The sequence below is a fragment of the Lysinibacillus sp. NPDC048646 genome (assembly GCF_050272295.1).
Classification (GTDB): domain Bacteria; phylum Bacillota; class Bacilli; order Bacillales_A; family Planococcaceae; genus Lysinibacillus.
Genome location: NZ_JBNNLZ010000014.1, coordinates 1 through 17,569, shown reverse-complemented (window position 1 = coordinate 17,569; position 17,569 = coordinate 1). Strand labels below are relative to the sequence as shown.

20 protein-coding genes and 1 pseudogene are annotated in these 17,569 nt (G+C 36.1%); 14 read left to right on the top strand and 7 right to left on the bottom strand.

Annotated features, from left to right (window positions below):
- Positions 1-189: 189 nt before the first annotated feature.
- The 3 genes from ACQKII_RS15075 to pxpA form a co-directional block, all read right to left on the bottom strand.
- The gene (locus ACQKII_RS15075) at positions 190-981 is read right to left on the bottom strand and encodes a putative hydro-lyase (protein ID WP_427460583.1); all 792 of its coding nucleotides are present in this window, start codon (positions 979-981) and stop codon (positions 190-192) included.
- Between the two features lie 62 nt (positions 982-1,043).
- Complete coding sequence (locus tag ACQKII_RS15070) at positions 1,044-2,261, bottom strand: NRAMP family divalent metal transporter (protein WP_427460760.1); 1,218 nt, start codon at positions 2,259-2,261, stop codon at positions 1,044-1,046.
- Between the two features lie 22 nt (positions 2,262-2,283).
- Entirely contained in the window at positions 2,284-3,063 is a 780-nt protein-coding gene (gene pxpA, locus ACQKII_RS15065; RefSeq protein WP_427460581.1) for a 5-oxoprolinase subunit PxpA, read from the bottom strand.
- A gap of 277 nt (positions 3,064-3,340) precedes the next feature.
- On the opposite strand from pxpA, the gene pxpB reads away from it, so the two are divergent.
- Both pxpB and ACQKII_RS15055 read left to right on the top strand, forming a co-directional pair.
- Positions 3,341-4,078 (top strand): 5-oxoprolinase subunit PxpB, encoded by a 738-nt coding sequence (gene pxpB / locus ACQKII_RS15060; protein WP_427460579.1) that lies wholly within the window; start codon positions 3,341-3,343, stop codon positions 4,076-4,078.
- Complete coding sequence (locus tag ACQKII_RS15055; protein ID WP_427460577.1) at positions 4,072-5,064, top strand: biotin-dependent carboxyltransferase family protein; 993 nt, start codon at positions 4,072-4,074, stop codon at positions 5,062-5,064. The genes pxpB and ACQKII_RS15055 overlap by 7 nt, the downstream gene beginning before the upstream one ends.
- 126 nt (positions 5,065-5,190) lie before the next feature.
- Here the strand turns inward: ACQKII_RS15055 and ACQKII_RS15050 are convergent, their stop codons facing one another.
- Together ACQKII_RS15050 and ACQKII_RS15045 are read right to left on the bottom strand one after the other, a co-directional pair.
- Positions 5,191-5,949, bottom strand: a complete 759-nt coding sequence (locus ACQKII_RS15050) for an IclR family transcriptional regulator (protein ID WP_427460575.1) — start codon at positions 5,947-5,949, stop codon at positions 5,191-5,193.
- Between the two features lie 342 nt (positions 5,950-6,291).
- Positions 6,292-6,704 (bottom strand): annotated as a pseudogene (locus ACQKII_RS15045) (MFS transporter); the annotation flags it as partial.
- Positions 6,705-6,784: 80 nt separating this feature from the next.
- On the opposite strand from ACQKII_RS15045, the gene ACQKII_RS15040 reads away from it, so the two are divergent.
- The 4 genes from ACQKII_RS15040 to ACQKII_RS15025 all read left to right on the top strand — a co-directional run bounded on the left by ACQKII_RS15040 (position 6,785) and on the right by ACQKII_RS15025 (position 9,577).
- Positions 6,785-7,975 (top strand): M14 family metallopeptidase, encoded by a 1,191-nt coding sequence (locus ACQKII_RS15040; protein WP_427460573.1) that lies wholly within the window; start codon positions 6,785-6,787, stop codon positions 7,973-7,975.
- A 206-nt stretch (positions 7,976-8,181) separates the two neighbouring features.
- Entirely contained in the window at positions 8,182-8,511 is a 330-nt protein-coding gene (locus ACQKII_RS15035) for a PadR family transcriptional regulator (RefSeq protein WP_143996738.1), read from the top strand.
- Positions 8,508-8,918 carry a permease prefix domain 1-containing protein gene (locus ACQKII_RS15030; protein ID WP_427460571.1) on the top strand — a complete coding sequence of 137 codons (411 nt, stop codon included), beginning with the start codon at positions 8,508-8,510 and terminating at the stop codon, positions 8,916-8,918. The genes ACQKII_RS15035 and ACQKII_RS15030 overlap by 4 nt, the downstream gene beginning before the upstream one ends.
- The gene (locus ACQKII_RS15025; RefSeq protein WP_427460569.1) at positions 8,915-9,577 is read left to right on the top strand and encodes a hypothetical protein; all 663 of its coding nucleotides are present in this window, start codon (positions 8,915-8,917) and stop codon (positions 9,575-9,577) included. The genes ACQKII_RS15030 and ACQKII_RS15025 overlap by 4 nt, the downstream gene beginning before the upstream one ends.
- Positions 9,578-9,847: 270 nt before the next feature.
- Here ACQKII_RS15025 and ACQKII_RS15020 read toward each other — a convergent pair whose 3' ends face one another.
- Entirely contained in the window at positions 9,848-10,141 is a 294-nt protein-coding gene (locus ACQKII_RS15020; protein WP_427460567.1) for a chorismate mutase, read from the bottom strand.
- 474 nt (positions 10,142-10,615) lie between these two features.
- Between ACQKII_RS15020 and ACQKII_RS15015 the strand changes: the two genes are divergently transcribed.
- The 4 genes from ACQKII_RS15015 to ACQKII_RS15000 all read left to right on the top strand — a co-directional run bounded on the left by ACQKII_RS15015 (position 10,616) and on the right by ACQKII_RS15000 (position 12,849).
- A complete protein-coding gene (locus tag ACQKII_RS15015; RefSeq protein WP_427460565.1) occupies positions 10,616-11,029 on the top strand; it encodes a MarR family transcriptional regulator in 414 nt (137 codons plus the stop codon).
- 133 nt (positions 11,030-11,162) lie between these two features.
- Entirely contained in the window at positions 11,163-11,828 is a 666-nt protein-coding gene (locus ACQKII_RS15010; protein ID WP_427460563.1) for a hypothetical protein, read from the top strand.
- A complete protein-coding gene (locus ACQKII_RS15005; protein WP_427460561.1) occupies positions 11,825-12,097 on the top strand; it encodes a hypothetical protein in 273 nt (90 codons plus the stop codon). The genes ACQKII_RS15010 and ACQKII_RS15005 overlap by 4 nt, the downstream gene beginning before the upstream one ends.
- Before the next feature lie 209 nt (positions 12,098-12,306).
- The gene (locus tag ACQKII_RS15000; protein ID WP_427460559.1) at positions 12,307-12,849 is read left to right on the top strand and encodes an ECF transporter S component; all 543 of its coding nucleotides are present in this window, start codon (positions 12,307-12,309) and stop codon (positions 12,847-12,849) included.
- Positions 12,850-12,970: 121 nt separating this feature from the next.
- Here the strand turns inward: ACQKII_RS15000 and ACQKII_RS14995 are convergent, their stop codons facing one another.
- Positions 12,971-14,458: a malate:quinone oxidoreductase gene (locus ACQKII_RS14995; RefSeq protein WP_427460557.1), complete on the bottom strand. Its 1,488-nt coding sequence runs from the start codon at positions 14,456-14,458 to the stop codon at positions 12,971-12,973.
- A gap of 543 nt (positions 14,459-15,001) precedes the next feature.
- On the opposite strand from ACQKII_RS14995, the gene ACQKII_RS14990 reads away from it, so the two are divergent.
- From ACQKII_RS14990 to ACQKII_RS14975, 4 genes are all read left to right on the top strand, one after another.
- Positions 15,002-15,439: a LytTR family DNA-binding domain-containing protein gene (locus ACQKII_RS14990; protein WP_427460555.1), complete on the top strand. Its 438-nt coding sequence runs from the start codon at positions 15,002-15,004 to the stop codon at positions 15,437-15,439.
- A gap of 14 nt (positions 15,440-15,453) precedes the next feature.
- Complete coding sequence (locus tag ACQKII_RS14985) at positions 15,454-15,888, top strand: DUF3021 family protein (protein ID WP_427460553.1); 435 nt, start codon at positions 15,454-15,456, stop codon at positions 15,886-15,888.
- A gap of 456 nt (positions 15,889-16,344) precedes the next feature.
- Positions 16,345-16,707, top strand: coding sequence for a hypothetical protein (locus ACQKII_RS14980; protein WP_427460551.1), 363 nt, complete (start codon positions 16,345-16,347; stop codon positions 16,705-16,707).
- Between the two features lie 84 nt (positions 16,708-16,791).
- The gene (locus ACQKII_RS14975) at positions 16,792-17,361 is read left to right on the top strand and encodes a hypothetical protein (RefSeq protein WP_427460549.1); all 570 of its coding nucleotides are present in this window, start codon (positions 16,792-16,794) and stop codon (positions 17,359-17,361) included.
- Positions 17,362-17,569 lie beyond the last annotated feature (208 nt).

Genomic DNA, 17,569 nt, shown 5'->3' with positions numbered 1-17,569 from the left:
CCGTCTGCTACACTACCACATGAAAGTACATTATCAGTGCCTATTATAGCATCCGATTTCGCCAGTTTAATGCAATATCTCAGATGATTATCTTTGTAGTGGAATCGCTTGCGACAAGTAAAGCCCACCAAAATGAATTGGTGGGCTTTACACTTATGAAGAAAATAAATAGGCGTCTTCAAGCATATTTTAAAGGATGCTCAAGCTTGTTTCCTTTATATCAGTGATTAGCATATGACCTGGTGCATGCGTAATCATAATAGCAGGTTTGCTTTCCATCGCTACTGCCTGAGGTGTTACGCCACAAGCCCAGAATACTGGTATTTCCCCTGGCTTAATGGACACAGCATCACCGAAATCTGGCTTTGAAATGTCTGTAATCCCAATTTGTTCCGGACTACCAATATGTATTGGTGCACCATGTACATTTGGAAATCGTGATGTAATTTGAATTGCACGAATCGCATCTTCTGGTGTCATTGGACGCATGCTGACAACAGTTGGTCCTTCAAACATCCCTGCCTTAACGCATGGGATATTCGTTTTATACATTGGGACATTACAGTTTTCTTGAATATGTCTAATTGGAATACCTGCTTCTAGAAGCGGTGTTTCAAATGTAAAGCTACAACCTATTGAAAATCCAACCATATCTTCTTCCCAATAATCTGTAATATCTAATACTTCCTCGGTGAAAATACCATCACGATATATACGATATTTCGGAATGTCCTTACGAATATCTGCATTTTTTGCAATTGTAGAAGGTATAAATGATCCAGGTTCAGTCACGTCTAATAGTGGGCACTGCTTTGGATTTCGCTGACAAAATAGTAGAAAGTCAAAGGCATGCTCCTTCTTTAAAATTACTAAATTTGCTTGTGCAAATCCGATTGACATGCCAGAAGTCGGCCCAATTATTTCTTGATTTCGAATAAGTTCACGTATTTCATTTGGCGCTAAAGTGCTATATGTGGTCATAGTCAATTCACTCCTTATAATTGAACCATCCATGATAAAGATGCTCATGGATGGTTGTTAGATTAACTAAATAATTTTTGCATTTGTTCCATCAATGTGATAACGCTCAAATATCCCATAAGAACAACTACGATTGCGCCAGTCACTGTTAACCAACGAGGATGCTTATATGTACCCACAATGTCTTTTTTATGTGCCGCAATTAATATAATAGTAAGTGCTAATGGTAAAATCAGTGCATTTAATGCCCCTACAATAATTAACACATTGACTGGCTTTCCGATGAAGGCAAAAGTTGCTGTTGAAACGATGATAAATGCGATAATCACCCAATTATGATATTTTTCAATCTTTGGGTGAAATGAACGAATAAATGAAACCGATGTATAAGCCGCCCCTACGACAGAAGTAATCGCTGCTGCCCACATAATCATACCAAACATGCGATAACCAATATCACCAGCAGCAAGTTGGAAAACAGATGCAGGTGGATTATCAGGGTCAATGGCTAACCCTTGTGAAACAACTCCAAGAACCGCTAAAAATAATGCAATACGCATCACACCTGTAATCAAAATCCCTGTCACAGAGCTTTTTGTTACTTCTGGTAAAGATTCTTGTCCTTTAATGCCAGCATCTAAAAGTCGGTGACCACCAGCAAATGTAATGTATCCTCCAACTGATCCTCCAACCAAAGTCACGATTGCAAACCAGCTAATTTCTTGAGGCATAAAGGTATTCACAATCGCTTCTCCTACAGGAGGTGAAGTTTTAAAAGCAACAAATAGCATAAGTAGAATCATAATACCGCCAGCCAATTGTGCAACTTTGTCCATTGCCTTCCCTGCCTCTTTATAGACAAAGATAAAAACAGCAAACAGAGCACTTACAACTGCACCTGTAATAGGATCTAAACCAATCATGGCATTTAGCCCTAGACCAGCTCCAGCAACGTTCCCAATATTAAATGCTAAACCGCCTATAACGATCATAACGGCAAGGACAACACCTAACCCTGGCAATACCTTATTGGCAATCTCTTGCCCACGCAAACCAGAAACAGCAATGATTCTCCAAACATTAACTTGTGCTACAATATCTAGAATTAATGAAATTAAAATTACAAATCCAAAGCTAGCAGCTAATTGCTGTGTAAATATCGTCGTTTGTGTTAAAAAACCGGGTCCGATAGATGAGGTAGCCATTAAAAAGGCTGCTCCTAGTAACACACTTTTACTTGCTGTTTTCTTCACGAACTTACTTTTTTTCTTTTGCTCTATTTCTTCTGCACTAACTTCGATTTTATTCACTCCCATTGAATTCCTCCTTAATTGCACGTACAGCTATTTGGTGTTCCATTAATTTTGCATGGATATTTTTCGCGAATTCTACAGCATGTTCTCCATCTCCATGAATACAAACAGTATCTGCTTGTAGTGAGACTTCGAGTTGTTGCTGTGACAATACTTTTCCTTCTTGCACCATTTTTATAACCTGATGAATAGCTTGTTCGTTATCCGTAATCAATGCATCTGATTGTTTGCGAGATGTTAAAGAACCATCCTGCTGATAGGTACGATCTGCAAACACTTCATGAGCTGTTTGAAGTCCTATTCTTTCTCCGGCTTTTGTTAATTCACTTCCTGAGAGACCGAATAACACAAGTGACGGTGAAATATCATAAACGGCTTGCGCGATAGCCTCAGCAATCGCTGGATTTTTGGCAGCCATATTATAAAGTGCTCCATGTGGCTTAACATGCTGCATGGTTTCATTGTGGATTGTTAAAAACCCTTGCAATGCCCCAATTTGATAAACGACCATATCATAGGCTTCTTGAGGTGTGATGTTCATCTCACGTCGTCCAAAGCCGTTTAAATCCGGTAATCCTGGATGTGCCCCAATCTTCACACCATTAGCAATGGCCAACTTAACTGTTTCATGCATGACCATTGGATCCCCACCATGAAAGCCACAAGCAATATTAGCAGATGTTACATATTTTAAGATTTCCTCTTGCTCCCCAAGTTGATAACGACCAAAACTTTCCCCTAAATCACAGTTCAAATCAACACGAAACATCTTCTTCCCCCATTTTCTTTTTACTAAAGTAGCTCCAATGAATACGTTTACAATATTTGCGTACCGATATTCGGAACTTAAGTTTTGAAATTTAAAAAAATTTTAGCATATTTTATCATTGTAGAAAAGAAAAATTTTTAAAATTGTGAAAATAAATATAATTTTCATATTTTCCATTCAAATTAAACTTGTTTTAGTTTATTGTTAAAATACAATATTAATAATCCGTTATTTAAAACTTATATACCGAATTACGAAACTACAGGAGATGGTTTTCATGCCGAATTTAAAAGAGAATGTACAAATAAGACCTTTGAGCGATTCTGCACTTGTCATTCAAGTAGGTGAAGGAATCAATGAGGCAACACATAAGAAAGTGAAACATATATTAAATTTATTAGAAGAACAGCCCTTTAAGGGATTCATTGAAGCTGTACCTGCCTATAATAGTGTGACGGTTTATTACAACCCGATTGATGTATACTTTTCTAATTTAGAAAAAGGTGTCAACATGCCTTACGAAAATGTGAAAACAAAGATTTTTTCCTTAATGAACCATTCTTACATAGTTGAAACGACGAAAGATCGTGTTGTAAAAATACCTGTAGCATATGGTGGTGAAATGGGACCAGATTTAGAATTTGTAGCATCTTATAATGGTTTAACACCTAGTGAAGTTATTAAAATCCACTCTTCTGCAGAATATCTTGTCTACATGTTAGGTTTCGCCCCAGGTTTTCCTTTTATGGGCGGAATGGACAAACAAATTGCAACACCACGTAAAGAAACGCCAAGCTTAACAATTGCTCCAGGATCTGTTGGAATTGCTGGAAGTCAAACAGGGATCTACCCATTAGAAACTCCAGGTGGATGGCAGATTATTGGACGAACACCCTCTCGATTGTTTCTACCTGAACAATCTCCTCCGACCTTATTGCAACCGGGCGATCGAATTAAATTTGTACCAATTTCATTGGATGAATATACGAGAGATTTGGGGATGGAAACATGGTAATAAAGGTATTGCAGCCAGGTATGCTGGCAACAATTCAAGACTTAGGAAGATATGGACTACAGAAGTTTGGTGTTATCGTGGGCGGAGGAATGGATTCAATTTCCTTACGAATCGCGAATTTACTTGTTGGAAATTCCGAGGGAGAAGGAACTCTTGAAGTGACACTTTTTGGAACTACCCTTTTATTTGAAAGTGATGAACTGATTGCAATTACAGGTGGTAATCTACAACCTACAATAGATGGAAAAGAAGTACCAATGTGGCAACCAATTTTCATTCAAAAAGGATCTATTTTAAAATTTAATGCTGCGATTAGTGGCAGTCGTGCCTATGTATCGTTTAGTGGCGGAATTCAAGTGCCTAAAGTGATGGGCAGTAAAAGTACCTACATACGTGCTGGAATAGGCGGATTTCAAGGAAGGAAATTGCAAAAGGGCGATATCTTTGAATGTGATAAACGGACAGCATTAGGAGAGGATCTTTTTCATCAATTACAAAAGAAAGCCTCTTACCTTTCTTGGTCAGTGTATTATACTCCCTTTGTTACATTTAAAAAAATTCAAACAATCAGAATCATAAAAGGCTCTGAATATCCGCGTTTTGATGAAGAAAGTTTAAAAAAATTCTTTTCAACGCCTTACACCATCTCAACACACTCAGATCGAATGGGCTATCGATTGAAAGGGGCAGACATCCAATTAATAGAGCCGTTTGAATTATTATCCGAAGGGGTTACGTTTGGAACGATTCAAGTACCCTCTAATGGGCAACCCATTATTTTAATGGCGGATCGTCAAACGACTGGTGGATATCCTAAAATAGGACAAGTGATCTCTGCAGATTTACCGTCCTTAGCACAAATGCAAGCAAATGGTCAGGTATATTTTAAAGAGGTCACGCTTGAAGAAGCACAATGGGCATTAATCCATCAAGAAAAGAAACTAAAAGAATTGGCATTTGGGCTACGTTTAAAAAGGTCGCAGTAACTATAAGTAAAAAGAAGCTATCCAATTATCCGAAATATGGTAATTTGGATAGTACTATTCTCTAAATAAACGAGCGATTTCAGCGCAAAAAGTGGTGTCTCAAAAGTCATTTGAGACACCACTTTTTTAAAGTTGTTCATACCCCAATTGTTTAGAAATCTCTGCGGTAGCCTTCTTAAGTTTCTCGACGAAGATTTCAACATTTTCCCCTTGATAATTGGCTTCCAGTCCTGCGATACTCATAGCTGCAACGGTTTCTCCTTTATGATCGAAAATCGGTGCTGCCACAGCTGATGTATAATTTTCTAATTCTGAATGGCTGATTGTATAACCTAGTTCTCTTGCCTCCACAATCGATTCATAAAGCTTTTCCTTATCGGTAATCGTCCCCATTGCAAATGATTCAAGGTCTAACGATTCGAGATACTCCTTTATTTCAGCATCAGGTAAAAAGGATAAGATGGCACGAGGACATGCCCCTGCATAAAGTGGACTTTTTCTACCGATTGCTGTATAGAGACGGACTTTTTGCTTTGTATCTATTTTCTCTATATAAATAGCTTCGTTCCCATCACGAACAATTAAATTAATCGCTTCTTTTGTATCATTATGTAATTCATTCATAATGGGGTATGCAATTTTTCGCACATCCAGGCGTATGGAAACTAGATGTCCAAATTTAAGGAAGAAAATTCCCAACCTATACTTTGCATCAGTTCCCTTTTCCAAAAATTCCATTTCCTCTAAAGATTTCAACATGCGGAAAGCAGTAGTTTTAGGGATTCCTGCTAACTCAATTACTTCTTGAAATGACAGTTCTGTATGATCGATAAATAGATTTAATATGTCCATTGAACGGACAACCGTTTTATTTTTATTTGTCAATGAAAGTTTGTCTTCCTTTCGTTACAAGCTTTAATCTAATCATAATGTATCTTCTACCATTTATAATTTAATGCCTTCAGTGACTTTACTAATTATTCTTTATTCAAATTTTAAGAGCTCGTTGAACCCCTCATATCTTTTCTTTTTTAATTATACCTAACTTCTTACTGTTTTTGTATACCCTGTAAATCAGATTGAAAAGGAAATAGAAACAGGAGTAAGGATGGTTACTTTGCTTCCATGCTCTTTACTCCTGCTTGTTATTCTTACCTTGTTTCCTCGATTACCACGACTTTATTTTGATGATGTCATTCAACAATAGCTCCCGTTCAAGAAACATTTCTATTTAATGATACTAGGTAAGTTCGTTTTATGTCCTGTTCCCTGACGCTTTTCCTTATAAAAAATTACTCCACTCAAGCCAATTATGGAGAAAATAACTGGCGTGATGAAACCATAGTAGTATCCATCAACTTGATTACCTGAAGTAGATTGAAAATGATCCAATATATATCCAAAAATGATTGGTAGCAATACCGCACTAAGAAAGCCACCCGTATTCGCAAACCCAGAAACAATGCCTGACTCTTTATAGGGAAAGATTGACGTACAGCTGCAAAGGTTAATGCACTTGCCCCATATCCAAAACCAATGATAAAGAAAAGTATAATTAGCAAGAAAAATGACGGATGCCCATTACATAAAAGGAATGAAAACCAACTCAATAAAACAGTAATATGAACGACAATGATCATTTCACGTATTGAATAATAAGTGATGTAAAAATTCATATACTTTTATGATGTATTATTTTGAAGATAAGGAGAGAACAGACGTGGACATATTTGTAAGACCAGGGGATTCACTTTGGCATTTTAGCGAAGTGTTCAAAATACCCCTTCAACTCATTGTTGATTCCAACCGACATACCAACCCTCAAATACTTCAGGTTGGGCAACGCATCCAAATTCCAGGGTTTGTTACAACCAATTATCAAATCCAACAAGGAAACACTTTATGGCAAATTGCTCAAAGTCGAAACCTTCCTCTCCAAGCCATCCTACTAGTTAATCCTAACCTCAATCCTAATCGTCTGCAAATCAGCCAGACAATACAAATCCCTCAGAGGATTACCTGGAGGCTCGTAAATGGCAAACAGGATTATGACTATAGCATCATGATGAGCGATCTAAAAAAGCTACAAGTAGCCTATCCCTTCATCCAAAGTTCATCAATTGGTAATTCTGTATTAGCACGAGAAATCCCAGAGGTATTAATCGGGAACGGCTCTAAACGCGTTCATTATAATGGTTCATTTCATGCGAACGAGTGGATTACTACCCCAATCATTTTAACTTTTTTAAATGACTACTTACTCTCTCTCACAAACCAAACTACAATTCGAGGACTCTCTACACCTCCTCTTTACCTGCAAACCTTGCTCTCCATTGTTCCCATGGTCAATCCTGATGGCGTTAATTTAGTACTACATGGACCACCGGACGATGCATCATTAAGAAACAAGCTTATTAGTTGGAATTATGGCAGTTCCGACTTTTCTGGCTGGAAGGCGAATATTAATGGCGTCGATTTGAACGACCAGTTTCCTGCCAAATGGGAACTAGAAAGCGCACGCAATCGGCAAACCCCAGGCCCCCGTGATTATGGCGGTAAAAGCCCCCTTTCCGAGCCTGAAGCCATTGCGATGGCCGATTTAACAAAGAAACGTGATTTTGCATGGGTCCTGGCTTTTCATACCCAAGGAAGAGTCATTTATTGGGGATTTGAAAATCTCGAACCGCCAGAGTCCGAAGTAATGGTAAATGAGTTTAGCCGAGTCAGCGGCTACGAGCCTGTTCAATCGGCCGGCAGCTACGCAGGCTACAAGGATTGGTTCATTCAGGATTGGCGAAGACCCGGCTTTACCGTTGAATTAGGTAGCGGTACAAATCCGCTTCCATTAAGTCAGTTTGATGAAATTTATCAGGAGGCATTAGGGATTTTTCTTGCAGGGTTGTATTTATAATTGTAAATGAATAAATAAAAAGCCAATCATCCAAGGTCTACTAAACTTGAAATGATCGGCTTTTTATTTATGGGATAGTGCGCATTATCAGGTATACATTCCCCAAATTTATTTCAATTAAGTGGAAATAATTACTTTGACACGCAGAGTAATGTTTGCTAATATTACTCTATCAGATAGAACAATAATATCTAAGTAGGTGACTTATGGTTCGAAGTGATATCATCCGCGGACACTTGGATTCCATTATTTTGCGGCTGATTTCAGAGAAAGATCGATATGGTTATGAAATATCTCAGGAAATTAGTCTCCGTACAAATAATCGTTTTCAAATCAAAGAAGCAACTTTATATGCAATTTTTCAACGTTTAGAGAAAAGAGAAATTATTGAGGCCTATTACGGTGATATTACACATGGCGGCAAAAGAAAGTATTACCGCATTACCCCACTGGGTAAAGCTTATTTAAATGAGCTAGTAAGAGAATGGACGGAAGTGAAGGAAATTATCGACTTATTTATGGAGGGCTTAGAATGAAAAAAATAAAAAATCATATTGATGAGTTGTTTAAAGACATTCCACGTAATAACGAAACCGAAATGGTAAAACAAGAAATCATACAAAATCTTGAAGAGAAAGTATTCTATTTGATGGAGCACGGAAAAGAAGAAGATGATGCAATTAATAAAGCCATCGTTGAATTTGGAGATATTGAAGATTTAAAAAATGAATTAGGAGTACAAGAACCCAAAAATAAAAACATGGCTAAATTAAATTTAGAATTCTCGGTTTGGGGAAGCTCTTTAATTATTGCGTTATTTCTTTTTATCAATCTTTACTATACGCCAAATACGATTTGGGCGATCTATCCAATCTTCGCTATATTATGGTGGCCTCTATCCATGTACTTCGTTTGGTCACGTAAGAAATGGAGTAAACAATGATGAAACAATATATTAGTTTTTCCGTAGCAGGTAGCTTGATGACCATGGTGTTTTTAGGAATGGTAAATTATCTAACATCACCACATACAACCTGGTTTATTTATCCTTGTTTACTTCTTTTACTATGGCCGATCACTTTATATTTTATGTCTAAGAAATTATACAAACAATATTCTGTTTTCTGTAGTGTCATCATCATTACTTTCCTTGCAATTGAAAATTATTTATATTCACCCAATCATTTATGGATTATGTATGCCTTTTACCCAATACTATGGTGGCCCATCCTCATGTTTTTAGAGGAAAAAGCAAAAACATTAAAAATCGCACTTATTGGCTGTTCGAGCACAATCATCTATTATTCAATATTAAATCTTGTTATGTCCCCTCAATATCCATGGGCCATCTATCCGGCATTTTTAGTATTGTGGTGGCCATTGGCTCTATATCATGCTCAGAGAAAAACATTCGTTGCATTCTCTATTTACGCTAGCTTACTCATTAGTACTTTTTTTATTACAGTAAATGCAGTTTCCTCACCAGGAGTAATATGGGCTATTTATCCAATATTCTTAGTTATGTGGTGGCCACTAAGTATGTACTTCTACGTCTATAAAAGAAAGATGTATAAAGCTTTAACTTTTCCTAAAAGAATATAGGCTGTTATGGAAATGGAGTTAACCCAAAAGTCTTTAAACACTAACAATCGTTTGCAATATGGTAAAAATCCGCTTTACTTTCCCCACCGGAGTCTATGTGGATTTTTACTTTTATATCAAAAAATAGTACCTACGAGTGTTCAACCACTATTTTTATTTCAACTACTAAGGGGGGCTGTTATCATTTACACAAAAGCATTGACAGTCCCCCATCTACGTAATCTTATACGCGTGTTAAAATAAGTAACGGGGATGATGTAGAGATTTATACTATATATTTATTTTTGCGTGATCCACCAATTCTTGTTTAATAAAACAGGAAATCATTGTGCAGTAAACCTCTTCCACAATGTCAGGATTTACATCATTTTCATATGCTATATTTCTAAATTTTTCAATTACTGCCTCTACCCTTTTCGGTGCTTTTACGTCTTCTGTATCTTTTTTGAACTTAGCAGCTTGCTCAACAAACTCACTTCTTTCACTTATTAACTTTACAATTTTACGATCAATACTATCTATATTTTCTCTTACCTCTGCTATACTCTTACATTCTTTTATCATGAGCTCCCCCACTCCATCCCTTATTTGTAAACGTTTATTGCTTTTCGAAATATGAAAACAAAATTAAACTTGATACGTTTGTTGACAAATATCTCGCAGTTTAAAAAAAGCCCCTTCATAATCACTACAAGAATTAGCCATGCGTTGTATTTTTAGCTTGAAGTAGTGTAAAATGCGCACAAGAAATGAACCTACAGTTATTCCTTAACATATTGTCAGCAAATGAGTGGGCTAACTTTTCCCAGGAAATGTTGCCCCAATGATAATAAAAATTCTTACACTTCATTTACTCTCTCGCATCGAAAATAAGCTGTGAAAATAGTTTACTACCTTATATAGTTAAAGTCGATTACACATGTTGCTATTCATAAAAAGGCTGCATCAAGAAAACTAAAGAATATTGGCAGTAAGAGAAATTAATACTATACTTACTATATAATTTAAATAATAAATATTTTAACGGGCTGTGATCATATGTCAAAAAATAGTGAAATGCTTCATGTGGAAATCATTATGAAAGAAATGCTTGAAATACAACAAAAATCTATGATGTTTGTTCATCTACTCTCAGAAGGTGAGTCATTATCCCAAAACCAGCTGATTCTTCTGCTTCAACTAAAAATCAATGGTGGCATGAAAGCAACTGAAATAGCCGATTTTTTCAGTGTAACACCCGGAGCCATTACATCTATGTGTGATAAATTGGAAAAATTGAACCTCGTACAAAGGGTTAGAGAAAACGAAGACAGACGTGTTGTAAAAATGATTTTAACAAATAATGGCGAGGTTAAAGTACAAGATATATTCTTAAAACTTCCACAAGAAAAATTAACAGATATAGCAAAAGTGCTAATCGACGTTAATCAGTTAATGAAAAAAATTTTTTAGGATTTCATAAAGTTGAAATCCTTTTTTTGTTGTCTTTTTTGTTCTTGACAAATTGAAGGTGCATATACTTTAATTAATATATATTTTAATAATTAAACTATATATTAATTAAATTAAAAGAGGTGATTTATCCATGAATGAAGGAATTCAGAAACTTCGAAGTATAACCCTTACAAGTGGCAAGATCAAAGACTTAGCAGCAGATTGTGAATTACTAAAAATCCGTGGTTCTGTTGCTTTACATCAAGAAGTACGATTAAAAAAAATCTCTGCTCATGGACATAGTTCATTTCATTCTCGCGTTGTAGCGCAAGTTTTAAATAATACGGGATCATGTAATATAAATGATCTTTGTGAAATTAATGAAATTACGAATGCTGGGAATTTAAAGATAAGAAATGGGCAAGTAACGAAGATTAACAGTTCAGGAAAACTAACAATTGAACAAAAATTACAAACAGAGCATTTTAACGCAATTGGCTTTGTTAAAGCGCAAGAAATATATGCAGTACATTTTCAGCTAAAAATGTCTGGGCGAAGTGAAATCGCTCAGCTTATTGCAGATGAAATTTGTGTAGAAAAAGATAGGGTTTCCCTGTCTTTCTTAAAGAAAAAGCTAGTTTGTAAAAGGATAAAAGGGAGAACCTTAGAACTTTCTAACACAGTTGCGGAAGTAGTTGAAGGGGATGTAGTATTAATTGGCGATAATTGTACTATCCAAACACTTTATTACAAAGAATACTATACAGTCTCTCCAAGTGCTCAAGTGCAACATATCATTAGGAGTGAAGCTGAATGAACATGATTCGGGCATTTTTTTGCTCATTAGCAACTTTAGTCTTATCTGTGCTATACGTAGGGTTGATTTTAAGTGTACTACTAGCCATACTGACCGGTATTCTACGTACAGTAGGCTTTGATCAAATAAAAATGGGGATTTGGCAAGGCGTGGAGCTTCCAGTCATTTTAAGTATTCCTGTGTCACTCGTTGTTTCTTTTTTGCTTTTCCTTGCTTCGCTTTATGTAAAACGCTCCCTTGTATTTTGCTTTTCACAGCTTAAGTTTTAAAAAGCTAGTAAGCACTGTCTTTGCTTTATCGATAGCATTTCAGTTTAAAAATTTAATTAAAAAATTTATTAAAATAAAAACGAGCATCGTAAAGTGAAAAAACTGACCCTATAAAATTAGGCAAAATTGATACTTTTAAATAGGCCAATCCTTTGCTAACTTTATCAATAAATAAAAAACCGATAAAAAGGAAAGAAAGGTCTATCCCTATGAACATTACAAAAAGTACAAAAAGTTATACAAACTCACGCGTTTTTGATTTGATTCAAACTGCCATGTTAATCGCTCTTGTATTTGTTGCAACCCTCTTTATCAATATAAAACTACCAATTACCGCAAATGGTGGTTTGGTTCATCTTGGAACTGCTATGCTCTTTATCACATCTATCTTATTTGGTCCTAAAAAAGGGGCAATGGCAGGTGCTTTTGGGATGGGCTTATTTGATTTAATATCCGGCTGGACATTATGGGCACCTTTTACCTTCTTGACACGCGGTTTGCAAGGCTATATCGTTGGGAAAATCGCCTGGTCCCTGGGTCGCCAAGGTACTAGTATTACGTTTAATATATTTGCTACCATCATTTCAGTTCCCTTCATGTTAGGAGGTTATTATATTTGTGAACGTGTGCTATTTGGAAATTGGATCATACCAGCAGCCTCTATTCCTGGCAACCTCGTTCAAAATATTGTAGGTATCTGTGCAGCCATTCCTGTTTGTATTGTGCTGAAAAAAATGAATGTTTTTAAATAATTTACTAGAACAAAATTATAGTAAAAGCCAATTTCTACATCTATAGAAAATTGCTTTATTAAATAAAAATAGAACCTTCCATCCAAACATGGATGAAAGGTTCTATATTTTATTAATATGATTAGTTTTTGCTTAGACCAAGCACTTGCGCTGTAGAAGTATGAACTTCTTCAAGAAGCGCTGGGTTTTCCACTAATGCTATGCCATAAGAAGGAATCATTTCTTTTAATTTTGGTTCCCACTCTTTTACCTGCTGAGGGAAGCATTTATTAATGACTTCAATCATAACTGGAACGGCAGTAGATGCACCTGGAGACGCACCGAGTAAGGCAGCGATAGAGCCATCAGCAGCACTGACAACCTCCGTACCAAATTGCAGCGTTCCTTTGCCACCAGCTTCCGTATCTTTGATAACTTGTACACGTTGACCAGCAACGACAATATCCCAATCATCGCTCTTCGCGTTCGGGATAAAGTCACGTAACTCTTCCATACGTTGATCTTTTGATAACATCAATTGTTGGATCAGATATTTTGTTAAGCCCATTTCTTTCACGCCTGCCGCCAATAACGTAGTAATATTATGCGGTTTGACAGATGCAAATAAATCCATATTGGAACCTGTTTTTAAGAACTTCGGTGAGAAGCCAGCGAACGGTCCAAATAGTAATGATTTTTTATTATCGATAAATCTTGTGTCTAAATGCGGCACAGACATTGGTGGCGCACCAACCGCAGCTTTGCCGTATACTTTGGCATGATGCTGCTCAACAATATCCTGATTGTTACATACCATGAATAATCCACTAATCGGGAATCCACCAATATGTTTGCCTTCAGGAATACCTGATTTTTGTAATAACTCTAAGCTTCCGCCACCAGCTCCAAGGAAGACGAATTTTGCCGTATGATATTCCATTCTACAACCATCGATATCATGCACTTTTAATTCCCATGAGCCGTCTTTCGTACGCTTAATGCTTTCAACACTATGATTGTAGTTGATATCGACATCTTGCGTTTTTAAGTGGTCAAATAACATACGCGTTAAAGCTCCAAAATTGACATCTGTACCTGTGTCAATTTTTGTTGCCGCAATCGCTTCATCCGCTGGGCGATCTTGCATAATAAGCGGAATCCATTCCATTAGTTTTTCTGGGTTATCGGAAAATTCCATCCCTTTAAACAATGGATTATTCGACATCGTTTCAAAACGTTTTTTCAAATACTCGACATTTTTTTCGCCTCTTACCATACTCATATGTGGTAAGGGCATGATGAAGTCTTCTGGATTTTGGATGAGCTTGCGATTGACAAGATATGACCAAAACTGCATAGAAACCTGGAACTGTTCATTCACATTGATGGCCTTGCTAATATCGATAGAGCCGTCTGGTTTTTCAGATGTGTAGTTTAGCTCGCACAATGCTGCATGCCCTGTTCCCGCATTATTCCATTCGTTAGAGCTTTCTTCTCCGGCGTTTGCAAGTTTCTCAAACACTGTAATATTCCAGTCTGGTGCTAATTCTTTGAGCATTGTTCCCAAAGTCGCACTCATAATTCCGGCACCAATTAAGATGACGTCTGATTTAATTTGTTTGCTACTCATTTCTACCATCCCTATTCCTAATATTCACAAAAAAGGATGTAGGCGTTACAGCAAGCTAAGGAGTAACTAGTCACATACCTTTTCTGTCTCAATAATAACAATCTTATTGTGTAATACAATTATTCATAGATTAGAAGCGCCTCTATTATATAACAGTTATAATTTATTTTAAAGAAGATAAAAAGTAGGGAATCGTGCAAAAGATTTGATAGACATGAAAGTTAAAGCCTTAACAATATAGGTTTAAGTCGTCCAATTTTGGATTCTTACATCCCTATTTTTGTACTTCTAGAGCAGGGTTGCTCTGGTGCCAGGCACTGACACAATTCAAATATTTATTATAAATTCCAAACAATAATCTGATAAAATGCAAAAAAGAATTGTATATGGGGGCGTTATAATAAAGTAGTCTGAAGGATGTAAGCATTATCCAGATCAGATTGTGCTAATAATAGCACGAACAACTTGAAAACACCGAAAAACAAAAATCCTTAGTCGACCTGAAATAATTTGAATTTTCGTGGGTGATAAGTGGGTGATAATATGAAAATTTCAATAGAAGAAATAAGCAAAGAAATGGAAGAAGAAATCCTCATTAGGTGTCATGAAGTGAATGACGAAATATACGAAATCGTAAATAAGCTGAAATCTGAAAACCTCATTATGCTCGGATATCAAAATGATAGAGTTCACCGTATTAAGCTTAGTGATATCTATTATTTCGAGGCAGTTGACGGAAAGGTTTTTATTTACTGCGAGGATAACGTTTTTGAGGTAAAACAAAAGCTTTATGAGCTTGAGGAATTATTGCAGGGAAAGAACTGTTTTCGTGCATCCAAATCAACGATTTTGAACATAGCCAAAATTTCTTCTATTTATCCTTCCATAAGTGGCAGATTTGAAGCGGTACTTGATAATGGGGAACGTGCTGTTGTATCAAGGCAGTATGTGCCTGTCCTTAAAAATATGCTTGGATTATAGAAGGAGGGAAAAATATGAAGACTAGCGAATTTGTACAAAAGATTGTTAAAGATTTCTTGATTATCTTCGCATCCATCATCATTATGATTACTATTTTGCGACAAATGTATTATCCCAATATGGCCTTTGATTTGAATTCGATTTATATCATTATGGTATTTTCATTTTTAAGTGCCTTAATTGGATTTATTTTGTATTCCCCTAATGATATAAGTGAAAAGAAAATGCGTATAAGAATGGCCATTCACTTTTTCACTTTAGAGATTCTATTGATTACCCTTGGTAGCATTTTTGGTATTGTGAATAGTGCATTAGATGGCATCATTTTGGCACTGCAAATTGCCGGAATCTATCTCCTAGTTCGTTTGCTATCATGGCAAAAGGATAAAAAAGAAGCCCAAAAAATCAACGAAAAACTAAAAGCATTTAAGAAGGACGCATTTGAGTAGTCAATAAAATCATAAAGCAGCAGTTGTCTGCAAGCAGATTATTTTGCGGTAAGCTTTTATTTGCATCTTATTTGCTCGTAGCTACAACTTACCGTTTTTCTATATACATCCTTTCAGCCATTTTTTATGATCAGTTCATAAGAAATTTTTTAAAAAAGAAGGGGTAACTACTATGGGAACTTTACTATTATTGATCGCTTTGGCTTTTGAGATTGCATTTTCAATCTACTGCATAGTAACAAGCAATACCATAAAAAAATAAAAAATTGGATTAGCATTGCTATATTTATAGCATTTGTCATTCTCACACAATCACCGGTGATTGTGTGGAGTTTCCGCTGGGTATTGCTTGCCATACTACTTTTCATATTAGCGGTAACGGGAACCGTATCCCTGATCCGTAACAAAACAAATACAAAAAAATACAAAACTTCTAAAATTGTGTGGAAATTCTTTATGATGATATCGGCTTTTGTATTTGCACTTGCACCGGTAATTGTATTTCCGCAGCATAAATCACCAAAAGTGACAGGTAAATATGAAGTCGCAACCGCTATTTACACATATATTGACAACAATCGTATTGAGGAATTTACTGACAAGGGGGACAACAGATTTGTTAATGTGGCATTTTGGTATCCTAAAAGGGTAGATGAAAAATACCCTCTATTGGTGTTCTCACATGGAGCATATGGTATTAAGGCAAGCAATACCTCTACCTATACGGCTTGCAAGCCACGGTTATGTAGTCGTTTCCATCGATCATCCATATCACTCCTTTTATACTGCATCAGTGGATGGAACGAAGGCTTTAATTAATTCAGATACTAATCTTAATTCAGCAATTCCAATAAAGAAGGTATTTACACGAAGGAAGAAGCCTATGGACTCATTCAAAAATGGATGAAACTTCGAACAGACGATATGAATTTTGTCATTGACACGATAGTTGAGAAAGCCAAAAGAGACAATAGCACTGTTTATCAACATATCAATACTGAGGAAATTGGTGTGTTCGGTCACTCCATGGGCGGAGCTGCAAGTGTTTGGGTAGGTAAAGAACGTGATGATGTAGATGCAGTTGTAAATATTGACGCACCGTTCTTTAGTGAGCTTGTTTATAATAGAGAAATGAATGATTTTGTAGCGCGTGACGAAGACTTTACGACCCCACTTCTTAACATCTATTCTGACGATGTTTGGGAACAACTCGAAAGCAACTCTACTTACGTAGCGAACAAACTCAATAATGAACACTTCAAAGATGCATATACTACTCATTTTAAAGGGGCAAAACATTTAAGCTTGACCGATTTACCACTTTTCTCTCCTATACTTGCAAATACTCTGCAAGGTGGGAAGGCCGACATTGATCAATATTACTGTATTGAAAAGGCAAATGAACTCATTCTTGAATTTTTTGACTATAAGTTAAAAGACAAAGGCCATTTCACTCCCGAAGAAACATATTGATTTTTATCTAGTAGCTATAAAAGACATAGATATTAAGTTCAAGAGAGTTTTATTGAATAAAATGTTTAGATGCTCTTTGTTTTTTCGATCGTTCTTCAAAGAAAAAAGTAATTGAATCAATTTCATAATACGTATTTTTAAAAAATCATAGACGTGCAGAATATTGAATGATTTCTTAAAAAAACGAATGAAATACCTTATGATGCTG

Coding starts and splice junctions, on each gene's coding strand:
- ACQKII_RS15075 (WP_427460583.1), bottom strand. CDS start 981: ATGACCACATATAGCACTTTAGCGCCAAATGAAATACGTGAACTTATT.
- pxpA (WP_427460581.1), bottom strand. CDS start 3,063: ATGTTTCGTGTTGATTTGAACTGTGATTTAGGGGAAAGTTTTGGTCGT.
- pxpB (WP_427460579.1), top strand. CDS start 3,341: ATGCCGAATTTAAAAGAGAATGTACAAATAAGACCTTTGAGCGATTCT.
- ACQKII_RS15055 (WP_427460577.1), top strand. CDS start 4,072: ATGGTAATAAAGGTATTGCAGCCAGGTATGCTGGCAACAATTCAAGAC.
- ACQKII_RS15035 (WP_143996738.1), top strand. CDS start 8,182: ATGGTTCGAAGTGATATCATCCGCGGACACTTGGATTCCATTATTTTG.
- ACQKII_RS15030 (WP_427460571.1), top strand. CDS start 8,508: ATGAAAAAAATAAAAAATCATATTGATGAGTTGTTTAAAGACATTCCA.
- ACQKII_RS15025 (WP_427460569.1), top strand. CDS start 8,915: ATGATGAAACAATATATTAGTTTTTCCGTAGCAGGTAGCTTGATGACC.
- ACQKII_RS15020 (WP_427460567.1), bottom strand. CDS start 10,141: ATGATAAAAGAATGTAAGAGTATAGCAGAGGTAAGAGAAAATATAGAT.
- ACQKII_RS15015 (WP_427460565.1), top strand. CDS start 10,616: ATGTCAAAAAATAGTGAAATGCTTCATGTGGAAATCATTATGAAAGAA.
- ACQKII_RS15010 (WP_427460563.1), top strand. CDS start 11,163: ATGAATGAAGGAATTCAGAAACTTCGAAGTATAACCCTTACAAGTGGC.
- ACQKII_RS15005 (WP_427460561.1), top strand. CDS start 11,825: ATGAACATGATTCGGGCATTTTTTTGCTCATTAGCAACTTTAGTCTTA.
- ACQKII_RS15000 (WP_427460559.1), top strand. CDS start 12,307: ATGAACATTACAAAAAGTACAAAAAGTTATACAAACTCACGCGTTTTT.
- ACQKII_RS14995 (WP_427460557.1), bottom strand. CDS start 14,458: ATGAGTAGCAAACAAATTAAATCAGACGTCATCTTAATTGGTGCCGGA.
- ACQKII_RS14990 (WP_427460555.1), top strand. CDS start 15,002: ATGAAAATTTCAATAGAAGAAATAAGCAAAGAAATGGAAGAAGAAATC.
- ACQKII_RS14985 (WP_427460553.1), top strand. CDS start 15,454: ATGAAGACTAGCGAATTTGTACAAAAGATTGTTAAAGATTTCTTGATT.
- ACQKII_RS14980 (WP_427460551.1), top strand. CDS start 16,345: ATGATGATATCGGCTTTTGTATTTGCACTTGCACCGGTAATTGTATTT.
- ACQKII_RS14975 (WP_427460549.1), top strand. CDS start 16,792: ATGAAACTTCGAACAGACGATATGAATTTTGTCATTGACACGATAGTT.